This is a genomic window from Azospirillum sp. TSH58 (genome assembly GCF_003119115.1).
GTDB lineage: Bacteria > Pseudomonadota > Alphaproteobacteria > Azospirillales > Azospirillaceae > Azospirillum.
In genome coordinates this window covers 746,549-768,291 of record NZ_CP022364.1, presented here as the reverse complement: position 1 = coordinate 768,291, position 21,743 = coordinate 746,549, and the positions used below count along the sequence as shown (strand labels likewise).

The following is a 21,743-nucleotide window of genomic DNA, read 5'->3' as shown; positions in this document are numbered from 1 at the left end:
TGTTCAGGGTTCTGTGCCTGGACCGGTCCCCGTGACCTGGATCCACCTTGCGGCCCGCATCTTGCCGCCCGCCATTCGGCGGTCTGAAACGGCAACGGCGGGTGCCGGAGCCCGAAGGCCCCCGCACCCGCCGTTTCGGTTGGCGCCTGTGCCTTCTCAGCCGAACCAGGCGGCGACGTTTCCGGTCTGGCCGAGGATGGTGATGCGGTTGCCCGCCCCGATGTCGAGGGTGGTGTTGCCGCCCTCCACCCGCGCCGAGCGGATCACCGCGCCGAGGTCGATGCTGGCGTCGTAGAAGGCCAGACGGTCGACCCCGACCTGGAAGTCCATCACCACCGACCCGCCCGAGGCCCGCCCGAAGGCGAAGACGTCCGCCCCGGCGCCGCCCCACAGCGTGTCCGCCCCGCCGTCGGCGAACAGCACGTCGTTGCCCGCCCCGCCGTTCAGCAGGTCGTTGCCCGCCCCGCCGAACAGCGTGTCGTTGCCGTCCTCGCCGAACAGCGTGTCGTCGCCGTCGCCGCCGCTGGCCAGGTCGTCGCCCGCGCCCAGACCGATCAGGTCGCGGCCCGCCCCGCCCAGCGCCACGTCGTTGCCCGACCCGCCGCTGATCGTGTCGTCGCCGTCGTCGCCGATCAGGAAGTCGTTGCCCTCCCCGCCGAACAGCAGGTCGTTGCCCGCCCCGCCGGCCAGCGTGTCGTCGCCCTCCTCGCCGGTCAGCGTGTCGTCGCCCTCCTCGCCGAACAGGATGTCCGCGCCCGTCCCGCCGAACAGCGCGTCGTTGCCGACGCCGCCGCCGAGCAGATCGTTGCCCGACCCGCCGAACAGCCAGTCGTCGCCCTCGCCGCCCATCACCAGGTCGTCGCCCTCGTCGCCGTACAGCGTGTCGTTGCCGCCGGCGCTGGCGATCGTGTCGTTGCCGCCGCCGCCGTGCAGGATGTCGTCGCCGGCCCCCAGATACATGTACTGCTCGTGGTCGTCGCCGTAGACGATCTGCTCGCCGTCGCCGCCGACCAGCGTGGCGTTGCCGACCACCGCCGCGAACTCGACGTTGTCGAGCTGGATGGTCACCGGCCCGGCCAACGCCGTGGTGTTCAGCACCACCGCGGTCGGCGCCGTGCTGGCGACGCCGGTGCCGCCCAGCGTGTTGCCGGTCACCTTGGTCTGCACCGCCTGCCCGGCGGCCACCCCCGGCGCGCTGAAGTCGATGGTGCGCACCAGCAGCTGGGCCTGGGTGGACAGCACCGACAGGAAGCCCGAGCCGCCGCCGGTCAGGTTGCCGCGCGAGGCCGTGCCCTCGTCGGTGCGCGCCTCGATGGCGGCGATCAGCCCGGTCACCCCGGTCAGCGCCTGGGAGGCGGTCTGCCGCTCGGCGTTGCCCGTGGTGGTCACCGCCACGCCGGTGGAGACGCTGACCGTCAGGGTGGTCAGCGTGGAGACCTGCCCGGTCTGGGCATCGACCACCTGCTCGCGCACCACCGGCACGTCGGCCAGATCGGCGTTGGCGGTGCTGCTGTCCTCGACGCGGGTGCTGTTGCTGGCCGCGATGGTCACCGTGGTGGTGCGGCTGCCGTCGCTGCCGGTGGTGACCGAACCGCTGACGGTGGCGCCGTCCACCGTGGCCACCGGCGGCGGGGCGACGGGAGCGGGCTTCTCCACCGTGGCGGTGAGCTTCTGCGTCGTCGCGGTGAAGGGGACCGACGCGTTGCCCGCCGGGTCGGTCAGGCCGAGCGTGAGGGTGAGGGTGCCGTCGCCCAGGCTGGAGAGGTCCAGCCCGGTCACCTGGGTGGTCGGTCCGCTCATCACGCCGCTGCCCGTCACCTGGCCGCCGCCGGCCGAGGTGATCGTCCAGGTGAAGCTGGTCCCGGCCTCGCCGCCGCTGATGGTGAAGGCGGCGCTGGTCTGCTCGATGGCGTCGATGCTGTCGTCCTCGAACAGCACGGTGGCGGTGGGGGCGGTGGTGTCGATGGTCAGCGTCTGGGTGCCGGAGGCCGAGACGTTGCCGGCGGCGTCGGTGGCGGTGGCCAGGACGGGGTTGGCGCCGTTGGCGTTCAGGCTGAGCGTGCCGCTGACGGCGGTCGCGGTGGCGAGGTTGAGGCTCCAGGCGCCGCCGTTGGTGGCGGTGGTGGTGTAGGTGGCGCCGCCCACCGTGACGGTGACGGTGCTGCCGGCCTCGGCCGTGCCGGTGAGGGTCGGGGTGGTGCTGTTGCTCAGCGCCGTGGTGACGGTCGGGGCGTCGGGCAGCGTGGTGTCGATGGTCAGCGTCTGGGTGGCCGGGGCCGAGACGTTGCCCGAGGCGTCGGTCGCCGTCGCCGACACCGGGTTGGCGCCGTTGGCGTTGAGGCTGAGCGAGCCGGCGGTCGGCGTCGCCGTGGCGAGGTCGATCGACCAGTTTCCGCCGGTGGCGGTGGTGGTGTAGGTGGCGCCGCCGACCGTGACGGTCACCACACTACCCGCTTCCGCCGTGCCGGCAACAGTCGGGGTGGTGCTGTTGCTCAGCGCGGCGCTGGTCACCACCGGAGCGTCGGGCAGCGTGGTGTCGATGGTCAGCGATTGTGTGCCGGCCGAGGACGTGTTGCCGGCCGCGTCGGTCGCCGTCGCCGACACCGGGTTGGTGCCGTTGGTGTTCAGGCTGAGCGAGCCGGCGGTCGGGGTCGCGGTGGCGAGGTCGATGGACCAGGCCCCGCCGGTGGCGGTGGTCGTGTAGGTGGCGCCGCCGATGGTGACGGTGACGGTGCTGCCGGCTTCCGCCGTGCCGGCAACAGTCGGCGTCGCGCTGTTGGTCAGCGTCGCCGAAGTCACCGCCGGAGCGTTCGGGGCGGTGGTGTCGATGGTCAGCGACTGTGTGCCGGGGGCCGAGACGTTGCCCGCCGCGTCGGTGGCGGTGGCCGAGACGGGGTTGGCGCCGTTGGCGTTCAGGCTCAACGAACCGTTGGTCGGCGTCGCCGTGGCGAGATCGATCGACCAGTTTCCGCCGGTGGCGGTGGTCGTGTAGGTCGCCCCGCCGATGGTGACCGTCACCGTGCTGCCCGCCTCGGCCGTGCCGCCGATGGTCGGCGTCGCGCTGTTGGTCAGCGCCGCCGAGGTCACCGCCGGGGCGTTGGGCAGGGTGGTGTCGATGGTCAGCGACTGGGTGCCGGCCGAGGACGTGTTGCCCGCCGCATCCGTGGCGGTGGCCGAGACGGGGTTGGCGCCGTTGGCGTTCAGGCTGAGCGAGCCGGCGGTCGGCGTCGCGGTGGCGAGGTCGATCGACCAGTTTCCGCCGGTGGCGGTGGTGGTGTAGGTCGCCCCGCCCACCGTGACGGTGACGGTGCTGCCGGCCTCCGCCGTGCCGGCCAGGGTCGGGGTGGTGCTGTTGCTCAGCGCCGTGGTCACGGTCGGAGCGTTGGGCGCCGTCGTGTCGATGGTCAACGACTGGGTGCCGGCCGAGGACGTGTTGCCCGCCGCGTCGGTCGCCGTCGCCGAGACCGGGTTGGCGCCGTTGGCGTTGAGGCTGAGCGAGCCGCTGGTCGGCGTCGCCGTGGCGAGGTCGATCGACCAGTTTCCGCCCGCCGCCGTCGTCGTGTAGGTGGCGCCGCCGACCGTGACGGTGACCGTGCTGCCGGCCTCCGCCGTGCCGCCGATGGTCGGCGTCGCGCTGTTGGTCAGGGCGGCCGAGGTCACCGCCGGAGTGGTCGGAGCGGTGGTGTCGATGGTCAGCGACTGCGTGCCGGCGGTGGAGGTGTTGCCCGCCGCGTCGGTGGCGGTGGCCGAGACCGGGTTGGCCCCGTTGGCGTTCAAGCTGAGCGAGCCGGTGGTCGGCGTCGCCGTGGCAAGGTCGATCGACCAGTTTCCGCCGGTCGCGGTGGTGGTGTAAGTGGCGCCGCCCACCGTGACCGTCACCGTGCTGCCGGCTTCCGCCGTGCCGCCGATGGTCGGCGTCGCGCTGTTGGTCAGCGTCGCCGAGGTCACCGCCGGGGCGGTCGGGGCGGTGGTGTCGATGGTCAGCGTCTGCGTGCCGGGGGTCGACGTGTTGTTGGACGCGTCCTTGGCGGTCACCGAGACGGCGTTCGTGCCGTTGGCGTTCAGGCTGAGCGAACCGGTGGTCGGCGTCGCCGTGGCGAGGTCGATCGACCAGTTTCCGCCCGTCGCCGTCGTGGTGTAGGTCGCCCCGCCCACCGTGACGGTGACCGTGCTGCCGGCCTCGGCCGTGCCGGCCAGGGTCGGGGTCGCGCTGTTGGTCAGCGCCGCGCTGGTGATGACCGGAACCGCCGGCGGCGTCACGTCGGCCACGCTCACCACCGTGCTGACGCCGGAGATGGCCGCGCTGCCGGTGTCGCCGCCGCTGTCGGTCAGGCTGGCGATGGCCACCGTGCGGTCGCCCAGCGTCGCCGTCCCGCTGCTGTTCTTGTAGGTGACGCCGCCCAGAAGCGCGCTCATCTGCGCGTCGCTGCGCTCCAGGCCGGTGACGGTCACCGTGGCGACGCCGCCGACCACCGACACGGTGACGCTGGCGTTGCCGCCCGCGGCGCCCAGCCCGGTCAGGGTGGCGGTGGCGCCGTTGGTCAGGGCGACGTCGGTGCCGCCGATGGTCAGGACCTCGCTGGCGTCGACCACGCCGCTGACGGTGAACACCGCGCCGCGGAAGCTCTGCCCGGCCTCCACCGTGGAGGCCGCCACGCCGCTGAACAGGCTGGTGGTGGCGCTGTCCACCCCGACGCCGAAGGTCTTGCTGCCGCCGGTCGCGCTCAGGGTCGGCACGGCGTCGACGGTGATCGTCGCGGTGGCGCTGCCCGCGCTGTAGGCGTCGGCGGTGGTGGTGTCGGCGGTGCTGCCCGCGGTGCCGCTGGTCCGGTCCCACGCCTTGAAGGTCAGGCCGCCGGTGTCGGTGTTGGTGAAGCCCGACCCGCTCGGCACGAAGCGCACGCGGTCCGACCCGGCGAGCAGCAGCGCCGCGCCGTTGGACGAGCCCGTGGGAATGTCGGTCCAGGCGCCGTTGCCGACCTTGTACTGCCAGGTGCCGTTGGTGTTGGTCACGCCGGTGACGGCGATGCCCAGCGGGAGGACGGTGACCAGCGGGAAGGGGCTGTCGTACTCGGCGTCGGTGGCGGTGCCGGCGGAGGCCAGCAGGGCGGTGACGGTGGTCCCGGTGTTGGCGGCGTCGGCGACGCCCTGGTCGATGGCGGCCAGGCTGCGGACGTCGCCGGACAGGACCGGGCTGTCGTTGGCGCCGGAGAAGTTGAGGGTGAGCTGCTGCTCGACGGTGCGGTTGCCGTCGGAGACGGTGAAGGTGCTGGTGCCCTGCATCGGCCCGGCGGGGACGCCGTTGAGGAAGGCGGCGTCGAACACGTAGGCGTAGTGGCCGGTCTGGCTGTTGACGTAGGAGGTGCCGCCCGGCCCGGTGGACCAGGTGTCGTAGGTGACGCCGTTGCTCAGCGTGACGCTGCCGTGCTGGACCGGGGAGGCCTGCGAGCCGGCGATGGAGAAGGTCAGCGTGTCGCCTTCCAGGTCGGTCGCGGAGAGCTGGCCGTCGATCAGCGGGAAGGTGTCGTTGGCGGCGGTGTCGACGAGGGTCGGCGGGGTGGTCGGGACGGCCAGGACCGGCGCGGCGTTGGTGTCGATGCGGTCGTTGTTCTGGCTGATCGGGGTGGTGTAGGGGGTGTTGGCGTTGCTGGCGCTGTCGACCAGGACGATGTTGACCGGGATGTCCTGGTTGGCCGCAAGGTCGCCGGTGCGCTGGCCGTCGGCGGTGACGGTGAAGGTGGCGGTGTAGGTGGTCGCGCTGACCTTGGTCAGGTTGCCGAGCGCGAAGCCGTTGACCGTGCTGCCGGTGCCCAGCGTGTAGGTGTCGCTGTCCGACGCCACGGTGATCGTCACCGTCACCGTGTCGCCGACCTTGGCCGGCTGGTTGGGGATGGTGACGTTGGTGATCGACGGCGGCGTCGTGTCGGGGGTGCTGTTCGTCACCGGCTGGTTGGTGACGGTGGCCGCGTCCGTGCCGCCGGTGGCGTTCTGGATCGCCGCCGCGTCGTTGCCGCTGGTGGGGTCGGTGTAGCTGACGGTGACCGTCTGCCCGTGCTGGACCGCCTGGGCCAGAGTGAGCGTGACCGTCTTGTTGGCGCTGTTCACGGCGACGCTGGAGACGGTGACCGTGCTGCCGCCGACCTTGACCTCGAAGGCGCTCGCCGCCGGGCCGTTCACCGCATCCAGCGCGACGTCGTAGGTCAGGACCAGCGACGTGCCGTCCACCGTGGCGCTCTGCAGCACCGGAGCCGGCGGGGCGAGCGTCACCAGGACGGAACCGGACGAAACCGACGCCTGGGGAAACAGGCCGTTGGTGGAGGTGAATATGCTGATGGGGAAGTGGCCGAACGTGTCCGTGCCGGACGCCGTCACATCGAAGGTCAGCGTTTGGACCCCTATCAAAACAATGCCGCTCAGGGTGTTGTTCGTGGCCCCGTCGAGCTTCAGGTTCGCGATCGTCCAGCCGCTGGGGGCGGCCACGTCGAATTGAATGGTGCTTCCCACCATGGTCAGCGGCGTGCTGATGTTCACCGAGAAGGAAAGCTGGGTCGGGGTGCCGCTGGTGAAGGTGGCGGTCGGGTTGTCCGGCGTGATGGTGATGGGGGAGAGGCTGCCGGTCTGCATCCCGAACGATGCGGTGACGAGCTTGTTGACCTCGGTCGTGTTGTTGGTGGCGCCGCTGTCGGTGATCGAGCGCAGGACGATGGGGCGCGTTTCGCTGAACCCGAAATTGGTCTGGCTGAGGCTGGAGACCGTGGCCGCCGTGGTCTTGTAGGTGATGCCGTCGATCAGCGTGCTCATCGCGCTGTTGCTCAGCGCCATGCCGCTGATCGCCACCGTGGCGACGCCATTCACCAGCGTCACCGCGTAGTTGCCGCCGGTGAAGCTGCCCGAGGTCCCGTTGCTCAGCGTGATGTCGGTGCCGGCGATCCTCAGGAACTCGTTGCTGCCGGTGCCGGCGACGTGGTGGACGGTCAGCACCATCCCGGTGAAGGTCTGCCCGCTGTCGACCGTCGAGGCGGTGACGGCGTTGAACAGGTCGAAGGTCGGGTTGCCCATCACGAGCTGGGCATAGCTGTCGTTCGTCGTGAGCGTCAGCGTGGGCGGGGTGCCGTTCGGGTCGAGCGTGTTGTTGGTGACCGGCCGGGCGGCGAAGGACGCGGCGTCGACGCCCGTGGTGCCTTGGACGGCGTTGGCGTCGTTGCCCGCCGTCGGGTCGATGTAGGCGACCGTGACCGCGTCGGTGGGGGTGACGGCCTGGGCCAGCGTCAGCGTGACGGTCTTGTTCGAGCCGTCCACGGCGACGTTGGTGACGGTGACCGGGGTTGTGCCGGCCATGACGGTGAAGGCGCCCGTTGCCGGCGGGTTGGCGGAGTCGAGCGCCACGTCGTAGGTCAGCACCATCGAGGTGCCGTTCACCGCCGCGTTCTGCAGGACCGGCGCCACCGCGGGCCGTGGGCCCATGACCGTGGTCACGATGAACACGGAGGCGACGTCGAGCCCGTTGGTGGCCTGAATGACACCGCTGCTGTTGTCGCCCGCCGGATCGACGTAGCGGAACTCGATGTAGTCGCCGGCCGTGAGGGTGCTGCTGACGGTCAGCGTCACGGTCTTGCCCGACACCACGGCGGCGGTCACGTTGACCTTTGTCCCGTTGATCAGCACGGCGCTGGTGCCCCAGGACATGTCGCCGGGCGAAATCGCGTCGAAGGTGGACAAGGCCGGCTGGCTGGCGTTGTCGAGGTTGCCGTCGAAGGTGATGGTGATGGTGGATTCACCGACATAGGCGACGGTGTCCATGGGTTCCGGGGCGGCCATCAGGACGCCCGCGTAACGGTCGATCCGCAGGGTTTCGGTCCGCACATCGCCATGCGTCCAGGCGAGATCCCAGTCGCCGCCGAGATCCGCGGCGCCCGTCGGAGTCCGCGACGCCGCCATGCTCGCTCCGGTGAGGTCGGCCAGAGCGTCGAGGAACGATTCGCCGTGGCCGCCCGCCACGTTGCAGCCGTACAGCAGGATGTCGCCGTCATCGGCAAGGCAGGCGCCGATGGCCGCCAGCTCCGCCGCGCGCGCCGACAGCGCCGCTTCGTCGAGCCGCGCCGTGCCGAGCTGCAACCCGCCTTCGAAGCCGTGGCACAGCACATGGAGCGCCCGGACGCCGTGACGCCCGGCCAACGCCTGCGCCATCGCCGCCACGCCGTCGCGGCCCTCGCCGATCAGCACCGCTTCCACGCCGGGCGGAAGCCCCGCCTGAAGGTCCCGCCAACCGGGAAGCGCGGTGTCGATGACGGCAATCTCGGTTGCCGTGCGCGGGAAGCGACCAGAGGTGGTGGCGTGCGTGGTGTCGGCGGCGGACGCTTCGGTCATGGCGGGCGTTTCCTGAGTGGGATGCAATCCGGGGCCCCATTCCCTGAAGGAAATGATTACCCCTTTTGATTTCACATACCCACAACCGGATGCCCGGGTCAATAAAGGCAACGCACGGACGCTGCATTTGCCACAGCTGATTTCTTGTCACCTACAAGCAAAAAGGCTCATTGGAATGTTTCATATTGCAGCAAATTGCATTATTTGACGCTTTAATACATTGTTAATGCGTGTGGAGTGCTTATGGATTTGTGAATTGATTCGGTTTATTATTCCGATGCGGTGCGAAGGGCCGCGTTTTTGACAAATAAAGGTGGTGCGCGGGGAAATTGCGCCAGCAAGCACTGCACCTGGAATTCTACCCGTCGCGTCTTGGCATGGTGCAACGGCGGGCGGCGGTGAGGCTGCCCATCCTCGGTCGGGCCTTCCCCCTTCTTGCTCCGAAGGTGCCGAGCCGTCTGTTCTGTTCACCAGGGGCGTTGTGGAAATCCTCTCCGGGGCAACGCTATCCGGTGGCGGTCGACTCCCGCATCCGGTCGGGGGTGAAGGGCAGGTCGCGCAGGCGCCGGCCGGTCGCCGAGCGGATGGCGTTGCCGATGGCCGCGGCGGTCGGACCCTGCGCCGCCTCGCCGGTGCCGAGGAAGGGATCGCCGGGCCGCTCGACGATGTGGACGTCGATGCGGTCGGGAACGCTGGCGAAGCGCAGGATGGGGTAGCTGGCCCAATCCACCGAGGTGACGCGGGTGTCGTCGTAGGCGACGCGCTCGAACAGGGTCCAGCTCATCGCCTGGATGATGCCGCCTTCCGTCTGGTTGCGGATGCCGTCCGGGTTGACGATCTCGCCGCTGTCGATGGCGGCGGTGGCGCGGGTCATCCGCACCCGCCCGCTGCCGCGGTCCACCGACAGCTCCACCGCCAGCGCCAGATAGGCGGCGTGGTTCTTGTAGCGGGCGAAGGCGAAGCCGTGGCCGAAGCCCGGCGCCGGCGCGGCGCCCGCCCAGCCGAAGCGCTCCGCCGCCAGCTCCACCACCCGGCGGGCGCGCGGGTCCTCCAGATGGCGCAGGCGGAACTCCACGGGATCGGCCCCGGCCAGCAGCGCGAGATCGTCCATCATGCTTTCCAGCGCGAAGACGTTGGCGTAGGCGCCGAGCGACCGCAGCGCCGACACCCGCAGCGGCATGTCGGGCAGGAAATGCCAGAGGACGCGGGTGTTCGGGATGGCATAGAGCGGGATGGCGTTGCGGTCGCCGTTGCCGGCGGGGGTGATCTGCATGGCGGCCGGTTCCGCCGGGAACGGTTCGGCCAGATGGCGGGCGGCCAGCAGGGCGCCGGCCCCGCCGGGGCGCGTGGTGTGGGTGTTGGACCAGACGTCGAAGGTCCAGCGGTCGATCCGCCCGTTCCCGTCCAGGGAGGCCGCGGCCTCGATCATCATGGCCGGGCCGTAGGGCTCCCCGGCATGCTCCTGCTCGCGCATCCACTGCACGCGCACCGGGCGGCCGGGCAGCTTGCTGGCGATCAGGGCGGCGTCCGCCGCCGCGTCGTCGGCGCCGTTGTGGCCGTAGCAGCCGGAGCCCTCGCTGTGGATCACCCGCACCCGCTCCACGGGCAGGCGCAGCATCTCGGCGATGGCCTTGCGGTCGGGATAGACGCCCTGGGTGTGCGACCAGACGGTCAGCCCGTCCTCTCCCATCACCGCCACGCCGCAGGACGGCCCGATCGAGCCGTGAAGCTGGTAGGGCCGGGTGAAGCGGGCGCGCAGGCTGCGCGGCCCGTCCGCGACGGCGCCGGCCTCGCCCTTCGCGTCCACCGTGCCGACCTCCCGCTCCAGCCCGCGCAGCAGGTCGGGGAGGGGGGTAACGCCGGGCAGGGTCGCCGTTTCCTCCCAGCGGGCGGCGGCGGCGAGGGCGCGCATCGCCTTGACCGCCCGGTACTCCTTGTCGGCCACCACGGCGAGGAAATCGCCGTCGCGCAGCACGGCGACGATGCCCGGCATCGCCTCCACGGCGGCGCTGTCGAGCGCGGCCAGCCGGGCGGCGGGGCTGGGCGGGCGGACGACGCGGGCGTGCAGCATGCCCTCCAGCCGCAGATCCTGCACATAGGCCGCGCCGCCGGTCACCTTGGCCGGGATGTCCACGCGGGGCAGCGGCCGGCCCATCACCGACAGACGGTCCGGCGCGGTCAGCGGGGCGTCCGGCGGCACCTCCTCGGTCAGGTCGAGCGACGCGGCCAGTTCTCCATAACCGAGCGAGCGTCCGTCCGGCCCCGTCACCCGCTGGTCGGCGAAGCCCAGCGCGTCGGCCGGCGCGCCGAGGCGCCGCGCCGCTTCCTGCGCCAGCAGGGCGCGGGCTTGGGCGGCGGCGGCGCGGATGGCGGTGCCGCTGTTCTGCATGGACTGGCTGCCGGCGGTGTAGCCCTCGTCCGGGGTGCGGGCGGTGTCGGCGGTGACCAGGGTGATGGCGGCGGGCGGGACTCGCAACTCCTCCGCCGCGACCTGGAGCAGGGCGGTGCGGATGCCCTGGCCGAGTTCCGCCTTGCCGGTGAAGACGGTGATGGCGCCGTCCGCGCCGATGCGGACCCAGGCGTCGAGCCGGGGCGTCTGGGCGAGGCTGCCGGGCCGGGCTCCGCCGCCGCCGGTCTGGGCGAACAGGGGGCGGGCCAGCGACACGGTGACGACCAGGGCGCCGCCTCCGGCCAGCAGGCCGCGGCGGGTCAGGGGGAACGGGGTGTGGTCGTTCATCAGCCGGCCCTCCCGGACGGAGCGCCGGTCTCCGCGTGCCGCATGGTGTCGGCGGCGCGGCGGATCGCCCGCAGGATGCGCATGTGGGTGCCGCAGCGGCACAGGTTGAACTCCAGCGCGCGGCGGATCGCGGCGTCGTCGGCGTCCGGCCGCTCCTGAAGCAGGGCCTGCGCCCGCATCATCATGCCGGGGATGCAGTAGCCGCACTGGGCCGCCTGCTCCTCGATGAAGGCGCGCTGCATGGGGCCGGGAGCCTCGGCGGTGCCCAGCCCCTCCACCGTGGTGACGGCGCGCCCCTGCATCAGCAGGATCGGCGTGACGCAGGACAGCACGGCGCGCCCGTCCACCATCACTGTGCAGGAGCCGCACTGGCCAAGCCCGCAGCCGAACTTCGCCCCGTTCAGCCCCAGGTCGTCGCGCAGCACGTAGAGCAGCGGCGTGTCCGGGTCCGCCTCCACCCGCTGCGGGGTGCCGTTCACCGTGAGGTCGATCGCCATGATGGGCTCCCTTCATTCCGTCCGGGCATGCGTTCAGCGGGCATGCGTTCAGCGGGCATGCGTTCAGTCCGCGGCGCCGACGTTCCGGGGCGCCCGTTCGATGCCGTCGGCGGGGCGGACGGCCACATGGTGCGCACCGCTGCGCGTGTCGGCCACCAGCCGATCCAGGCCGTCCCACGGCGGCTGCTCGCTGAAGCGACCGCGCAGATAGCGCAGCAGGGCCACCATGTCGGCGTCGGACAGCGCGCCGCCGAAGGCCGGCATCACCGCGCTGACGGTGCCGTCGCCGGGCGGCAGGCCGAACAGCGTGACGTTGACGATGTTCTGGGGGGTGGACGCGTTCACCGCCGCGCTGAGCGCGAAGGGCAGCCCGCCGAAGGGCTGCGGCCGTCCGGAGTCGTGGCAGGTGGCGCAGGCCGTGCGGTAGATCGCCTCGCCCCGCTCGTCCACCCCGGATGCGGCCCCCGCGGAGCCCGCGGCGGGCGGCCGGGTCAGGCTGCCGGCGGCGGAAAGGCCGGAGCCCGGCGGCGCCCCCGCATCGGCGCTGAGGCGCGGGACCAGGGCTTGCAGGGCCTCGCCGCGGCGCTGGCGCTCGGCGCCGGGGGGACCCATGCGGTCGGCGACATAGGCGGCGATGGCGGCCACGTCGGCGTCGGGCAGCCCGGCGAGGTTGCCGGTGACCTCCGCCATCGGTCCGCGCGACACGCCGTGCGCCGGGTGCCAGCCGTGCCGCAGGTAGAAGGTCAGGCTGTCCGCCGTCCAGGGGACGGGCGCCGGGGAGTCGTGGTTGATGGGGTAGGCGGTCCAGCCCTCCGCCTCGCCGCCGGCCCAGGCGCGGTCCTTCTCCACCGCGCCCAGCGCGTTGCGCGGGCTGTGGCAGGCGCCGCAATGGCCCAGCCCCTCCGCCAGATAGGCGCCGCGGTTCCAGACCTCCGGCTTGGCCGGGTCGGGGGTGAAGGCGCCCTCGCGGAAGTGGAGCAATTTCCACCCGGCGACCGTCATGCGGATGTTCAGCGGGAAGGGCAGATCGTTGGCCGGCGCCTCCGCCCGCACCGGAGTGCGGGTCATCAGATAGGCGTAGAGCGCCCGGTTGTCGGCGTCGCTGACCCGCGTGTAGTGGTCGTAGGGGAAGGCGGGATAGAGATGCCGGCCTTCGCGGTCCACCCCGCGCCGCATGGCGCGGTTGAAGGCCGCCTCGCTCCAGCGGCCGATGCCGGTCTCTTCGTCGGGCGTGATGTTGGTCGAATGGATGGTGCCGAAGGGGGTCGGCAGGGCCAGCCCCCCGGCGAAGGACCGTCCGCCCGGCACCGTGTGGCAGGCGATGCAATTCCCCACCGCCGCCAGCCGTGCCCCTTCCGCCACCAGCTCCGGCGCGAAGCCGTCCGCCGCCGGGCGCGGCTGCGGCGGGATCGCCGACTCCCATGCCCAGGCGGCCGCCCCGGCGCCGAGCGCCAGCAGAACGGCGACCCCTGCGATCACTCCACGCCGTGTCTTCCGTCGCCCCATGCGCGCTCCTCCCCTGATGCGAACAGGCGGAGCGGGCGATTGTTCTGGACCCTCACCCCTCCATGACGTCGTCGAGCGTGGCGGCGAGGTCGCCGGGCTCCACCGGCTTGTGCAGCAGGCGGCAGCCGATGGAGCGGGCCTCGCGCAGACGTTCCGGCGCCGTGTCGCCGGTGATGATAACGACCGGCACGTCCCAGCGGCGGCGCACCAGCTCCGCCACCGTGCGGCCGGTCTGTCCGCGTGGGAGCCGGTGATCGGCCAGCACGACGTGCGGGCGGCTGCGCAGCCGGGGCAGGCGGTCGGCCAGCTCCTCGGCCGAGCCGACGGCGGTCACCCGGACGCCCCAGCGTTTCAGCAGCATGGTCATGGCGTGGCGCACCCGCTCGTCGTCCTCCACCAGCAGCACCCGCCGGCCCCTCATCCGGTCGGTCGGGGATGCCGCCACCGCCGCGCTGGTGGCGGCCGCGGCGATGGCGCGGGCGGCGGCGGTCAGGCGGCGGTCGGGTTCGGGGGGAAGGTCGGCGCGCGGCACGGTCACCGTGAAGACGGTGCCCTGCCCAACCTGGGACCGCAGGTCCAGCGTCAGGCCGAGCAGCCGCGCCGTGCGGGCCACCAGCGGCAGGCCGAGGCCGAAGCCCTTGGCCGCGCTGCGCTCCGGATTGTCGAGCTGGTGGAACTCCTCGAAGATCGCGGCGCGGGCGTCGGGGGGAATGCCCCGCCCGTCGTCCCACACCTGGAACTCCACCGCGCCGGGGCGCCGTCGGCAGCCCAGAAGGACACGCCGGCCGTCCCCCCCGCCATGCCGGATGGCGTTGGACAGCAGGTGGGTCAGGATCCGTTCCAGCAGCCGCGCGTCGGTCCTCACCGCCACGCCGCAGGGGTGGACGTGCAGGCTCGTTCCCTCGGTCGTCGCGCTCGCCCGGAACTCCTGGGCCAAGCGGCGCATCAGCGTGTCGGGGCGGAACTCCGTGACCGCGACGTCCACCGCGCCGGCCTCCAGCCGGGCAAGGTCCAGAAGGCCGCTCAGCATGCCGCTCAGGCTGTCGATGGAGGCCTGGAGCAGGTCCGCCGCCTCCCTGGCCGCCGGGTTCGTGCCGACCGCGCCGCGCAGGATGTGGGCGTAGAGCGCCGCCGCCTGGATCGGCTGGCGCAGGTCGTGGCTGGCCGCCGTCAGGAAGCGCGCCTTGGCGCGGTCGGCACGCTCCGCCATCTCATGGGCGCAGCGCAGCTCCTCCTCCCGGGCGGCGCGGCTGTCCTCGGCGCGGTGCAGCCGGTCGCGAAGCCGACCCATTTCGCGGCGTTGCTCGGCCATTTCGGCGGCCAGACGCGCGCTTTCCTGGACCAGACGGCTGGCGTCGCGCTGGAGGCGGTCCGCGGTCCGGAGCCCTTCGGCGAGGTTGCGGTTCAAGGCCTCCAGGCATTCCCGGAACGCCTCTCCGCTGGTCGGCTGAGTTTTGTCCGGTTTGTCCGGATCCGCTTTTTCCTTCGGCATGGATGTCTCCACGATGGCCCCCGCTCACCGCCGCAAAACAACGTTCGGCTCATGAATCCACGTACGTCAGGTCACAACAGCGCAGGACAGGAAATGTTTTCGGGCGGACGACGATTCGCGCGCGTGCCGCGAATATGATGATCACCCTCAGGGTGTCGGTTGCGAAGCGGCGACACGCGGTGCCCAAAACAGCGGCGGATTGCCGCACATGTGACGTGTCCTGTGTGCGATGGAACGCTCAGCCGACGGCACCGGGACGGCCGTTGGGCTGTTGACTCCCAAGGCGCCGGTCCGGCGTCGATGCGGGCGCCATGGGTTAATCAGGTGGAGTTTCAAGGTGATGCGGGAAGACGGCGGTGAGGCGGGGCGGCCCTGCACGGGCGCTCCTCTCCGCTGGCACGACGGTTGCTTCGTACTCAAACGGATGCGGGTTTCCACCATACGGGATGTTTCTTGACCTTGTTCGTTTGGCGAACAATCTAACATCCCTGGCACCTGCGCGGCCTTGGCTGGTGCATTTGGAGGCAGGTTTGATCAACCCCATGATTACGGCCACCGCCGGCTGGTCCGAGGCGGTGGAGGAGCGGGCGCAGCGGTTGCTCCGCTATCAGGTCGGGACCGAAGGGCCGGAGGGCGATCCGGTGACCGTGCAGACCATGTTCGAGCGCTGCGGCTTCACGCCGATCGCCAGCGCCCGTTTCCTGATGTGCATCCCGCCATTGACCGCGATGCACGAACTGACCAAGACCGTCACGCGCTTCCGGATCGACGGCGAAGCCTGCCCGGACCCGGCGGGCATGGCGAAGGCGGCGCTGTCCTTCGCCGGGCGCGCCGTGGCGGTGCATGAACTGCACCCGGAGCGCCGGTTCGTCGCCGGTGTGATTTCCACCCTCCTGGGGTTGCAAGGACCCAGCCGGCGCTAGCATCCGGCGGGGACGGACATGCCTCGATCCATGCGGAGAGACAAGGGCCGCGCGGCTTCGCGCGGTCCGTCGCCGTGCCCCGCACCAGGGAATCCTCCATTCTTTAAAAGTTGTAACCGTCCTTTGGTTGCCCGTCCGGCGGACTCGCTTTATCAGTGTTCGACTGTATGACCATGGGCTGGTCCGACCAGTGCCTTGGTCAGTTCCCCGGGCTCGGGCGAAGGAGGGTGCGGCGATGGACCGGAAGCCGGTCGATTACGGGCAGTACAGCATCCTGGTCATCGAAGATCAGCCCTTCGTGCGCCGGACCATCATGCAGATCCTCTCGCAGATCGGCTTCCGCTCGATCGCCGAGGCCGACAACGGGGAGACCGGCATGCGGGAATGCATCCGCGCCACCCCCGACGTGATCGTCTGCGACATCGACATGAAGCCGGTGTCCGGCCTGCAGTTCCTGGCCGAGCTGCGGGCCAGCGCGGAGGTGCGGAACCGCCGCACGCCGGTGGTCTTCCTGACCAACCACACGGAATCCGAGATCGTGAAGAAGGCCATGGCCCTGGGCGTCAACGGCTTCGTCGTGAAGCCGCCGTCCTTCGGTGCCCTGAAGGAGCGGGTGGACCGTCTGCTGGCCGGCAAGTGAGGGGGACGATGGGGGGCGTGGTGCGGCGTGCGGTGCTGTGCGGTCTGGCGGTGCTGCCGCTGGCCGCCTGTTCGGGGGAGCCGGGTGAGTCCGACATGCGCAAGCTGGTGGAATCGCACACGAGGCGGGCGCTGGACGGCCAGGGGCAGGGCGGCTTCCGCGGCTTCGAGGGCTTCCGCAAGCAGGGCTGCGTCGACACCAAATACCGGAACGGCGCCCCGAAGCCGGACGACAAGCAGTATGATTGTTATTACGCGGCGACCTTCGCGCCGCAGCCGGGCGTGCCGGCGATGACCGTGAACGGCAAGGGCCGCTTCACCCGCACCGACAAGGGCCTGACCTTCGAGGATCTCGGCGCCCAGCCACGCTGACATGGCGTGCTGGCGGGTCAACAATTCAACAGCAGCTGGAAAAGGAAACGGCCGGCCATGACCCTGTCATGAACCGGCCGCGTCAGATGGTGGAAGGGGCTGGATTTGAACCAGCGTACGCTTACGCGGGCAGATTTACAGTCTGCTGCCTTTAACCACTCGGCCACCCTTCCGCTGATGCTTGACGCGACCATCGGAGACCTGCCGTTCATCGGGCCTTGCTTGGCCTTCCGTCCGGCGGGTGGCGTTATCTAACGGGTGGCGGCGCTCCGGTCAAGCGGCTTTCTTCACCCACGGTGCAACTTTGTTCAGGCCCCTTCGCCACGGGCCGCGCGGGCTAGGCTGCTCAGCGGATCGCCGTCCTCGGCGCTGAAGCAGGCGCTGAAGTCGTCGCACACCTCGCAGTTCGGCGATTTGCAGAGCATCAGCCCCTCGCGCTCGCACAGCTGGCGGTAGAAGAACTTCTTCCATTTCATGTCGCCGCTGTTCAGCGCGACCAGGGACGGGAAGTGGCGGCGGAACATGGCGTTCAGCTCCCGCCGGTTGGCGAAGCCCATGTCCTGCCAGAGATGGTTCGGCCCCAGCGCGCGGCGGGCGACGATGGCCGCCAGCCACTCCTCCTCGACCGTCCCGGCGGCGCGGTGGTCGAGCAGGAAGGCCCGCAGATCCTCCTCCTCGATGGCGTCCTCGCCGCTGTCGTCCGGCAGAAGGGGGAGGAGATGGGCGAAGCCCGCCGCGTGCCGCCGGATGAGTTCGGCCAGCGCGTCGCGCGTCAGTCCCAGGGAGGCGGTGACGCCGTCCGCACGCTGCGCGGCCAGCCCAAGGATGCGGGCGAACAGCAACCGGTCGAGGGCCGGGCCGTCCGGTGCGCTGTCCAGGGCGTCGGCAGGCGGATGGGCGGGCGGATGGGCAGGCGAATGGGCAGGCGAATGGATGGAGAAGGCCAGGGCCGGATCGGCGATGTCGGCAATCATGGTCGGCGAACTCCCGCACCGGGGGGTTGTTCGGTCATGACCGTGATGGTGGACCAAATTCCCGCAACTGCGAAGTGGTTTTTTGCAGGTGCGTTGTCGCTGCCCGGCCGATGCCCGGTTCAGCCGTTCAGGACTTCCGCCGTGAAGCGCTCGAAAAAGCCGTCGATGACGCGGTCGGCCTTGGCCTTGACCAGCTTGACCGCCAGCCGCCCGACGGCCCCGCCCAGCGCCGCCGCGAGGGTGAAGGACAGGTGGGTGTGGCCGTCCACCTCCTCCAGCGTGATGCGGGCCTCGCCCTTGACCGCTCCGGCAAGGCCGCCCTTGCCTTCGGCGTAGAGAATGTAGAAGCGCGGCGCGTCCTCCGGCGCCACCCGGACCTTCCCGGCGAAACGCGCGTTCAGCGGCCCGACCGTGGCGCGCACGCGGGCGGTGTATTCGGTGGGCGACAGCCGGTCCATATCCTCCAGCACCGGGATGCAGCGTTGCAGCACGGCGGGGTCGCAGAGCGCCGTGAAGACCCGCTCGCGCGCCGCCGGAATCCGGTACTGGCCGTTCAGTTCCATGGATCACCTGTTGTAGGCCGGGAATGCCAAGCGATTTGGTGTATGGATGACCCGCTTCCAAGGCGCGCAATTGAGTATGGAGGGCGACAAACATGCGGCAGGCCGTCACGACGCTGACCACCCGGACCCGCGGCCAGGGCCTGTTCGAGGTGACGGAGCCGGTGGCCCGCTGGGTCGCCGCCCAGGGCATGGAGACCGGTCTGCTGACCGTCTTCTGCCGGCACACCTCGGCCTCGCTGGTGATCCAGGAGAACGCCGACCCCGACGTGCGCGGCGACCTGGAGCGCTTCTTCAAGCGGCTGGTGCCGGAAGACCCCGCGCTCTACGACCACACGATGGAAGGGCCGGACGACATGCCCGCCCACATCCGCAGCGCGCTGACCACGGTGCAGCTGTCCATCCCCGTGCTGGAGGGACGGATGGCGCTGGGCACCTGGCAGGGGATTTACTTGTTCGAACACCGCGCCCGGCCCCACGAGCGGACCCTGGCGCTGCATCTGCTGGGCGAATGAGGGGCAAGCGCCCGCGCGTCTACCCCAGCCAGCCCGCGGCATAGGGTTCGAGCCACCGGAACAGCGCGACGGCGGCGACCAGCCAGATCCCGACCATCAGCGCGGCGGCGGCGTAGCTGACCGGCCGGGCGACCAGCCGGGCGGCGGTGGCGCGATGGTCCTCCAGCACCGCCGCCGGGATCAGTCGGATGACCAGCAGGATGCCGAGCGGCACGATCAGCAGGTCGTCCAGATAACCCAGGACCGGCACGAAGTCGGGGATCAGATCGATGGGGCTGAGCGCGTAGGCCGCCACCGCGGCGGCGGCCACACGGGCGTACCACGGCGTCCGCGGGTCGCGCGCCGCCAGATAGAGCGCGATCACGTCGCGCTTGATCCGCCGCGCCCAACCCTTCGCCGCCGCCAGCATCGCGGCCTGTCAGCCCGCCGCCGGGACGGGGGCGGCGGACTGGCGCAGCCGCTCCAGCAGGGACTTGGTGGCGAAGCCGTCCGGCACGGCGCCGATCGACTGCTGGAAGCGGCGCACGGCGTTGCGGGTGTTGGCGCCGACGATGCCGTCCGCCGTCCCCGGCTCCATGCCCAGCGCGGCCAGCCGCTCCTGAAGCTCGATCCGTTCGTCGCGGCTCAGCGCCGGCTCGTGGCGCGGCCAGCTTCCCTGCACGCCGGCCCGGCCCGCCAGACGGTCGGACAGCAGCGCCACCGCCAGCGCGTAGCTGGTCGAGGGGTTGTACTTCATGATCGCCCGGAAATTCTCCCGGACCAGGAAGGCCGGTCCCTGCGCCCCGGCGAGCATCAGGACGGCGGCCCGCTCCTCCTCGCCGCCGCCCAGATCGCCGCCGTTGACCGGACGCACGCCGAGGCGGCGCCATTCGGACACCGGCTTGCTGATGTTGTACTCGGCCTGCTCGTAGGGGAAGCCGGCGGGCAGCGTGACCTCCTCGCCCCAGCGCTCCCCGGTGCGCCAGCCGTTGGCCTGCACGAACTTGGCGGTGGAAGCGAAGACGTCGGGCAGGCTGCCCCAGATGTCGCGCCGCCCGTCGCCGTCCTCGTCGGTGGCGTGCTTCAGGAAGATGGTCGGCATGAACTGGGTCTGGCCCATGGCGCCGGCCCAGGAACCGCTCATCCGCTCCGGCGGGATGTCGCCGCTGTCGAGGATGCGCAGGGCGGCCAGCAGCTCCGTCCGGAAATAGCTGGCGCGGCGGCCCTCGTAGGCCAGCGTGGTCAGCGCGTCGACGACCGAGAAGCCGCCGGTGAAATTGCCGAAATCGGTCTCCACGCCCCAGAAGGCCACCAGGATTTCCGCCGGGACGCCGGAGCGCTGGCTGATGCGGCGCAGCAGGGCGCCGTTGTCCTGGATGCGCTGGCGCCCGGCCTGGACGCGGCGGTCGTTGACCGCGCTGTCCAGATACTGCCAGGGCTGGCGGTTGAACTCCGGCTGGGAGGAATCCAGTTCGACCACCCGGTCCGACAGCTTCACGTTGGCGAAGGCACGGTCGAAGGTCTGGGCGCGGATGCCCTGGCCGAGCGCCTCGGCGCGCAGCGCCTTCAGCCAGTCGGGGAAGCTGACGGCGGGCTGGACCGGAGCCACGCTGGCCGGGGCGGCGGCCATCGCCTTCGCGGTTCCGGACGTGGTGGTGGCCGAAGTGGTGGTGGCCGACACGGGCGGGGCGCCCGTCGTCTGGCAGCCGGCCAGGATCGTGGTGGCGAGCAGGAGGCGGACGGGAAGGGACAGCAGGGGGCGCATGCGCTCTCGTGACCATCAGGGAAAAAGCTGAGCCGGAGCCTAGGACGGACGGCCCGTTCACTCAACGGACAAGTTCAGGGGACACGGCCCGAATAACCGTCAAAGCAGCCAGGGCTTGACCGTGAACAAAACTTGAACAAACGGGCTGAAATCCCCATATCCAGGGCATTCCGAAGCCAGAGAAGAGACGTTCGCGGCCCGCCCCCCGGCGCGCCGCCGAGAGGGTTCGTCATGCCGTATTTTCCGACCATCGACCTCACCCCGCAGGTGTCCCTGCTGCTTGCGCGGGGGGCTCTGCGCCTGAATCCCGGCCAGTGGGTGCGGGGTCCGAAGGGGCATGGCCGCTACCTGCGCACCGACCCGCGGACCGGCATCAGCTATGTGAGTTGGCTGCGCCCCGGCGACGATTGGGAAACCGCGTCGCAGCGATTCAGCCGGGCTTGCCAAAAGGGCTTCGTCGGGCGCTACCGCGGCGGCTACGAAGCGGAGAAGGCGCGGCGGGAGATGGCCCGCCTGATCGCGGACTCCAATCATGCGGCCGACCACGCCGGTGGCGCCCGGCGGCGGGACGAGCGGCAGCCGACGCTGTTCTAAGGCGGGAACGCACGCGCCCATGGAGAGCAGAGGCTTGGCCGAAGGGACCATCAACGCCATCCGCATCGGCTGCGCCGGCTGGAGCATCCCGAAACCCTCCGCCCCGGCCTTCCCGGCGGAGGGCACGCATCTGGAGCGCTACGCCCGCGTCTTCCCGATGACGGAGGTCAACAGCCGCTTCTACCGCCCGCACAAACCGGAGACCTGGGAGCGCTGGGCGGCCTCGACGCCGCCGGACTTCCGCTTCGCGGTCAAGCTGCCGCGCGCCATCACGCACGAGCAGCGCCTGAAGGACTGCGCCGCCCCGCTGGAGCATTACCTGTACGAGGTCGGCCATCTTGGCGACCGGCTGGGACCGCTGCTGGTGCAGTTGCCGCCGACGCTGCGCTTCGACCCGGCGGTGGCCGGTCCCTTCTTCGCGGCCCTGCGCGAGCGGTTCGCCGGCCTCGTCGTCTGCGAACCGCGCCACCCGAGCTGGTTCGCGGCGGAGCCGGACCGCCTGCTGATCGACCACGCCGTCGCCCGCGCCGCCGCCGACCCGGCGCCGGTGCCCGCGGCGGCGGAGCCGGCGGGCTGGGACGGTTTCCGCTACTGGCGGCTGCACGGATCGCCGGTGATGTACCGCAGCGCCTACCCGCTGGACGTCCTGGACCGGCTGGCGCGGCGCTTCCGGGAGGAGGCGCGGGAGCGCCCGGCCTGGTGCGTCTTCGACAACACGGCGGACTTCCACGCGGTCGACGACGCGCTGACGCTGATGAGCCGTTTGGGTGCCTCCACAGGTCAGAGAGACAAGCCCGGCGGCTGACCGCTATCGTTGCGCGAC

15 protein-coding genes and 1 tRNA gene are annotated in these 21,743 nt (G+C 71.1%); 6 read left to right on the top strand and 10 right to left on the bottom strand.

Features of this window, described 5'->3' with window-relative positions:
• Positions 1-156 precede the first annotated feature (156 nt).
• From TSH58p_RS07165 to TSH58p_RS07145, 5 genes are all read right to left on the bottom strand, one after another.
• Positions 157-8,367, bottom strand: a complete 8,211-nt coding sequence (locus tag TSH58p_RS07165; protein ID WP_109469184.1) for an Ig-like domain-containing protein — start codon at positions 8,365-8,367, stop codon at positions 157-159.
• Between the two features lie 505 nt (positions 8,368-8,872).
• Positions 8,873-11,104: a molybdopterin cofactor-binding domain-containing protein gene (locus tag TSH58p_RS07160; RefSeq protein ID WP_109068076.1), complete on the bottom strand. Its 2,232-nt coding sequence runs from the start codon at positions 11,102-11,104 to the stop codon at positions 8,873-8,875.
• Entirely contained in the window at positions 11,104-11,601 is a 498-nt protein-coding gene (locus TSH58p_RS07155) for a (2Fe-2S)-binding protein (protein WP_109068075.1), read from the bottom strand. Before TSH58p_RS07155 ends, TSH58p_RS07160 begins: the two co-directional genes overlap by 1 nt.
• Positions 11,602-11,664: 63 nt before the next feature.
• Positions 11,665-13,080 carry a cytochrome c gene (locus TSH58p_RS07150; protein ID WP_199230019.1) on the bottom strand — a complete coding sequence of 472 codons (1,416 nt, stop codon included), beginning with the start codon at positions 13,078-13,080 and terminating at the stop codon, positions 11,665-11,667.
• A 79-nt stretch (positions 13,081-13,159) separates the two neighbouring features.
• Positions 13,160-14,599 (bottom strand): hybrid sensor histidine kinase/response regulator, encoded by a 1,440-nt coding sequence (locus TSH58p_RS07145; RefSeq protein WP_247895521.1) that lies wholly within the window; start codon positions 14,597-14,599, stop codon positions 13,160-13,162.
• A 542-nt stretch (positions 14,600-15,141) separates the two neighbouring features.
• Between TSH58p_RS07145 and TSH58p_RS07140 the strand changes: the two genes are divergently transcribed.
• From TSH58p_RS07140 to TSH58p_RS07130, 3 genes are all read left to right on the top strand, one after another.
• Positions 15,142-15,522, top strand: coding sequence for a hypothetical protein (locus tag TSH58p_RS07140; protein ID WP_146205811.1), 381 nt, complete (start codon positions 15,142-15,144; stop codon positions 15,520-15,522).
• Positions 15,523-15,757: 235 nt separating this feature from the next.
• Positions 15,758-16,162 (top strand): response regulator transcription factor, encoded by a 405-nt coding sequence (locus TSH58p_RS07135; RefSeq protein WP_109068072.1) that lies wholly within the window; start codon positions 15,758-15,760, stop codon positions 16,160-16,162.
• Positions 16,163-16,170: 8 nt separating this feature from the next.
• Positions 16,171-16,533 (top strand): hypothetical protein, encoded by a 363-nt coding sequence (locus TSH58p_RS07130; RefSeq protein WP_109068071.1) that lies wholly within the window; start codon positions 16,171-16,173, stop codon positions 16,531-16,533.
• 87 nt (positions 16,534-16,620) lie between these two features.
• On the opposite strand, the gene TSH58p_RS07125 is transcribed toward TSH58p_RS07130, so the two are convergent.
• From TSH58p_RS07125 to TSH58p_RS07115, 3 genes are all read right to left on the bottom strand, one after another.
• Positions 16,621-16,706: transfer RNA gene (locus TSH58p_RS07125), tRNA-Tyr, on the bottom strand.
• Between the two features lie 135 nt (positions 16,707-16,841).
• Positions 16,842-17,507, bottom strand: a complete 666-nt coding sequence (locus tag TSH58p_RS07120; protein ID WP_109068070.1) for a nitrogen fixation protein NifQ — start codon at positions 17,505-17,507, stop codon at positions 16,842-16,844.
• A gap of 119 nt (positions 17,508-17,626) precedes the next feature.
• Entirely contained in the window at positions 17,627-18,070 is a 444-nt protein-coding gene (locus tag TSH58p_RS07115) for a CoxG family protein (protein ID WP_109068069.1), read from the bottom strand.
• Positions 18,071-18,162: 92 nt separating this feature from the next.
• Here TSH58p_RS07115 and TSH58p_RS07110 point away from each other — a divergent pair, with 92 nt between their 5' ends.
• Positions 18,163-18,582, top strand: coding sequence for a secondary thiamine-phosphate synthase enzyme YjbQ (locus TSH58p_RS07110; protein ID WP_109068068.1), 420 nt, complete (start codon positions 18,163-18,165; stop codon positions 18,580-18,582).
• A gap of 19 nt (positions 18,583-18,601) precedes the next feature.
• On the opposite strand, the gene TSH58p_RS07105 is transcribed toward TSH58p_RS07110, so the two are convergent.
• Together TSH58p_RS07105 and TSH58p_RS07100 are read right to left on the bottom strand one after the other, a co-directional pair.
• Positions 18,602-18,991, bottom strand: coding sequence for a YkvA family protein (locus tag TSH58p_RS07105; protein WP_109068067.1), 390 nt, complete (start codon positions 18,989-18,991; stop codon positions 18,602-18,604).
• Positions 18,992-19,000: 9 nt separating this feature from the next.
• Entirely contained in the window at positions 19,001-20,326 is a 1,326-nt protein-coding gene (locus TSH58p_RS07100) for a lytic murein transglycosylase (RefSeq protein WP_109068066.1), read from the bottom strand.
• A 231-nt stretch (positions 20,327-20,557) separates the two neighbouring features.
• Between TSH58p_RS07100 and TSH58p_RS07095 the strand changes: the two genes are divergently transcribed.
• On the top strand, positions 20,558-20,920 hold the full coding sequence (locus TSH58p_RS07095; RefSeq protein WP_109068065.1) for a hypothetical protein: 363 nt from the start codon (positions 20,558-20,560) through the stop codon (positions 20,918-20,920).
• Positions 20,921-20,954: 34 nt separating this feature from the next.
• A complete protein-coding gene (locus TSH58p_RS07090) occupies positions 20,955-21,725 on the top strand; it encodes a DUF72 domain-containing protein (RefSeq protein WP_109068064.1) in 771 nt (256 codons plus the stop codon).
• Positions 21,726-21,743 lie beyond the last annotated feature (18 nt).

What these genes read in the sequence shown, in the direction of transcription:
- TSH58p_RS07110 (WP_109068068.1), top strand. Translation starts at nt 18,163, where the DNA reads ATGCGGCAGGCCGTCACGACGCTGACCACCCGGACCCGCGGCCAGGGC.
- TSH58p_RS07095 (WP_109068065.1), top strand. Translation starts at nt 20,558, where the DNA reads ATGCCGTATTTTCCGACCATCGACCTCACCCCGCAGGTGTCCCTGCTG.
- TSH58p_RS07160 (WP_109068076.1), bottom strand. Translation starts at nt 11,104, where the DNA reads ATGAACGACCACACCCCGTTCCCCCTGACCCGCCGCGGCCTGCTGGCC.
- TSH58p_RS07135 (WP_109068072.1), top strand. Translation starts at nt 15,758, where the DNA reads ATGGACCGGAAGCCGGTCGATTACGGGCAGTACAGCATCCTGGTCATC.
- TSH58p_RS07100 (WP_109068066.1), bottom strand. Translation starts at nt 20,326, where the DNA reads ATGCGCCCCCTGCTGTCCCTTCCCGTCCGCCTCCTGCTCGCCACCACG.
- TSH58p_RS07120 (WP_109068070.1), bottom strand. Translation starts at nt 17,507, where the DNA reads ATGATTGCCGACATCGCCGATCCGGCCCTGGCCTTCTCCATCCATTCG.
- TSH58p_RS07130 (WP_109068071.1), top strand. Translation starts at nt 16,171, where the DNA reads ATGGGGGGCGTGGTGCGGCGTGCGGTGCTGTGCGGTCTGGCGGTGCTG.
- TSH58p_RS07105 (WP_109068067.1), bottom strand. Translation starts at nt 18,991, where the DNA reads ATGCTGGCGGCGGCGAAGGGTTGGGCGCGGCGGATCAAGCGCGACGTG.
- TSH58p_RS07145 (WP_247895521.1), bottom strand. Translation starts at nt 14,599, where the DNA reads ATGCCGAAGGAAAAAGCGGATCCGGACAAACCGGACAAAACTCAGCCG.
- TSH58p_RS07115 (WP_109068069.1), bottom strand. Translation starts at nt 18,070, where the DNA reads ATGGAACTGAACGGCCAGTACCGGATTCCGGCGGCGCGCGAGCGGGTC.
- TSH58p_RS07140 (WP_146205811.1), top strand. Translation starts at nt 15,142, where the DNA reads ATGATTACGGCCACCGCCGGCTGGTCCGAGGCGGTGGAGGAGCGGGCG.
- TSH58p_RS07155 (WP_109068075.1), bottom strand. Translation starts at nt 11,601, where the DNA reads ATGGCGATCGACCTCACGGTGAACGGCACCCCGCAGCGGGTGGAGGCG.
- TSH58p_RS07165 (WP_109469184.1), bottom strand. Translation starts at nt 8,367, where the DNA reads ATGACCGAAGCGTCCGCCGCCGACACCACGCACGCCACCACCTCTGGT.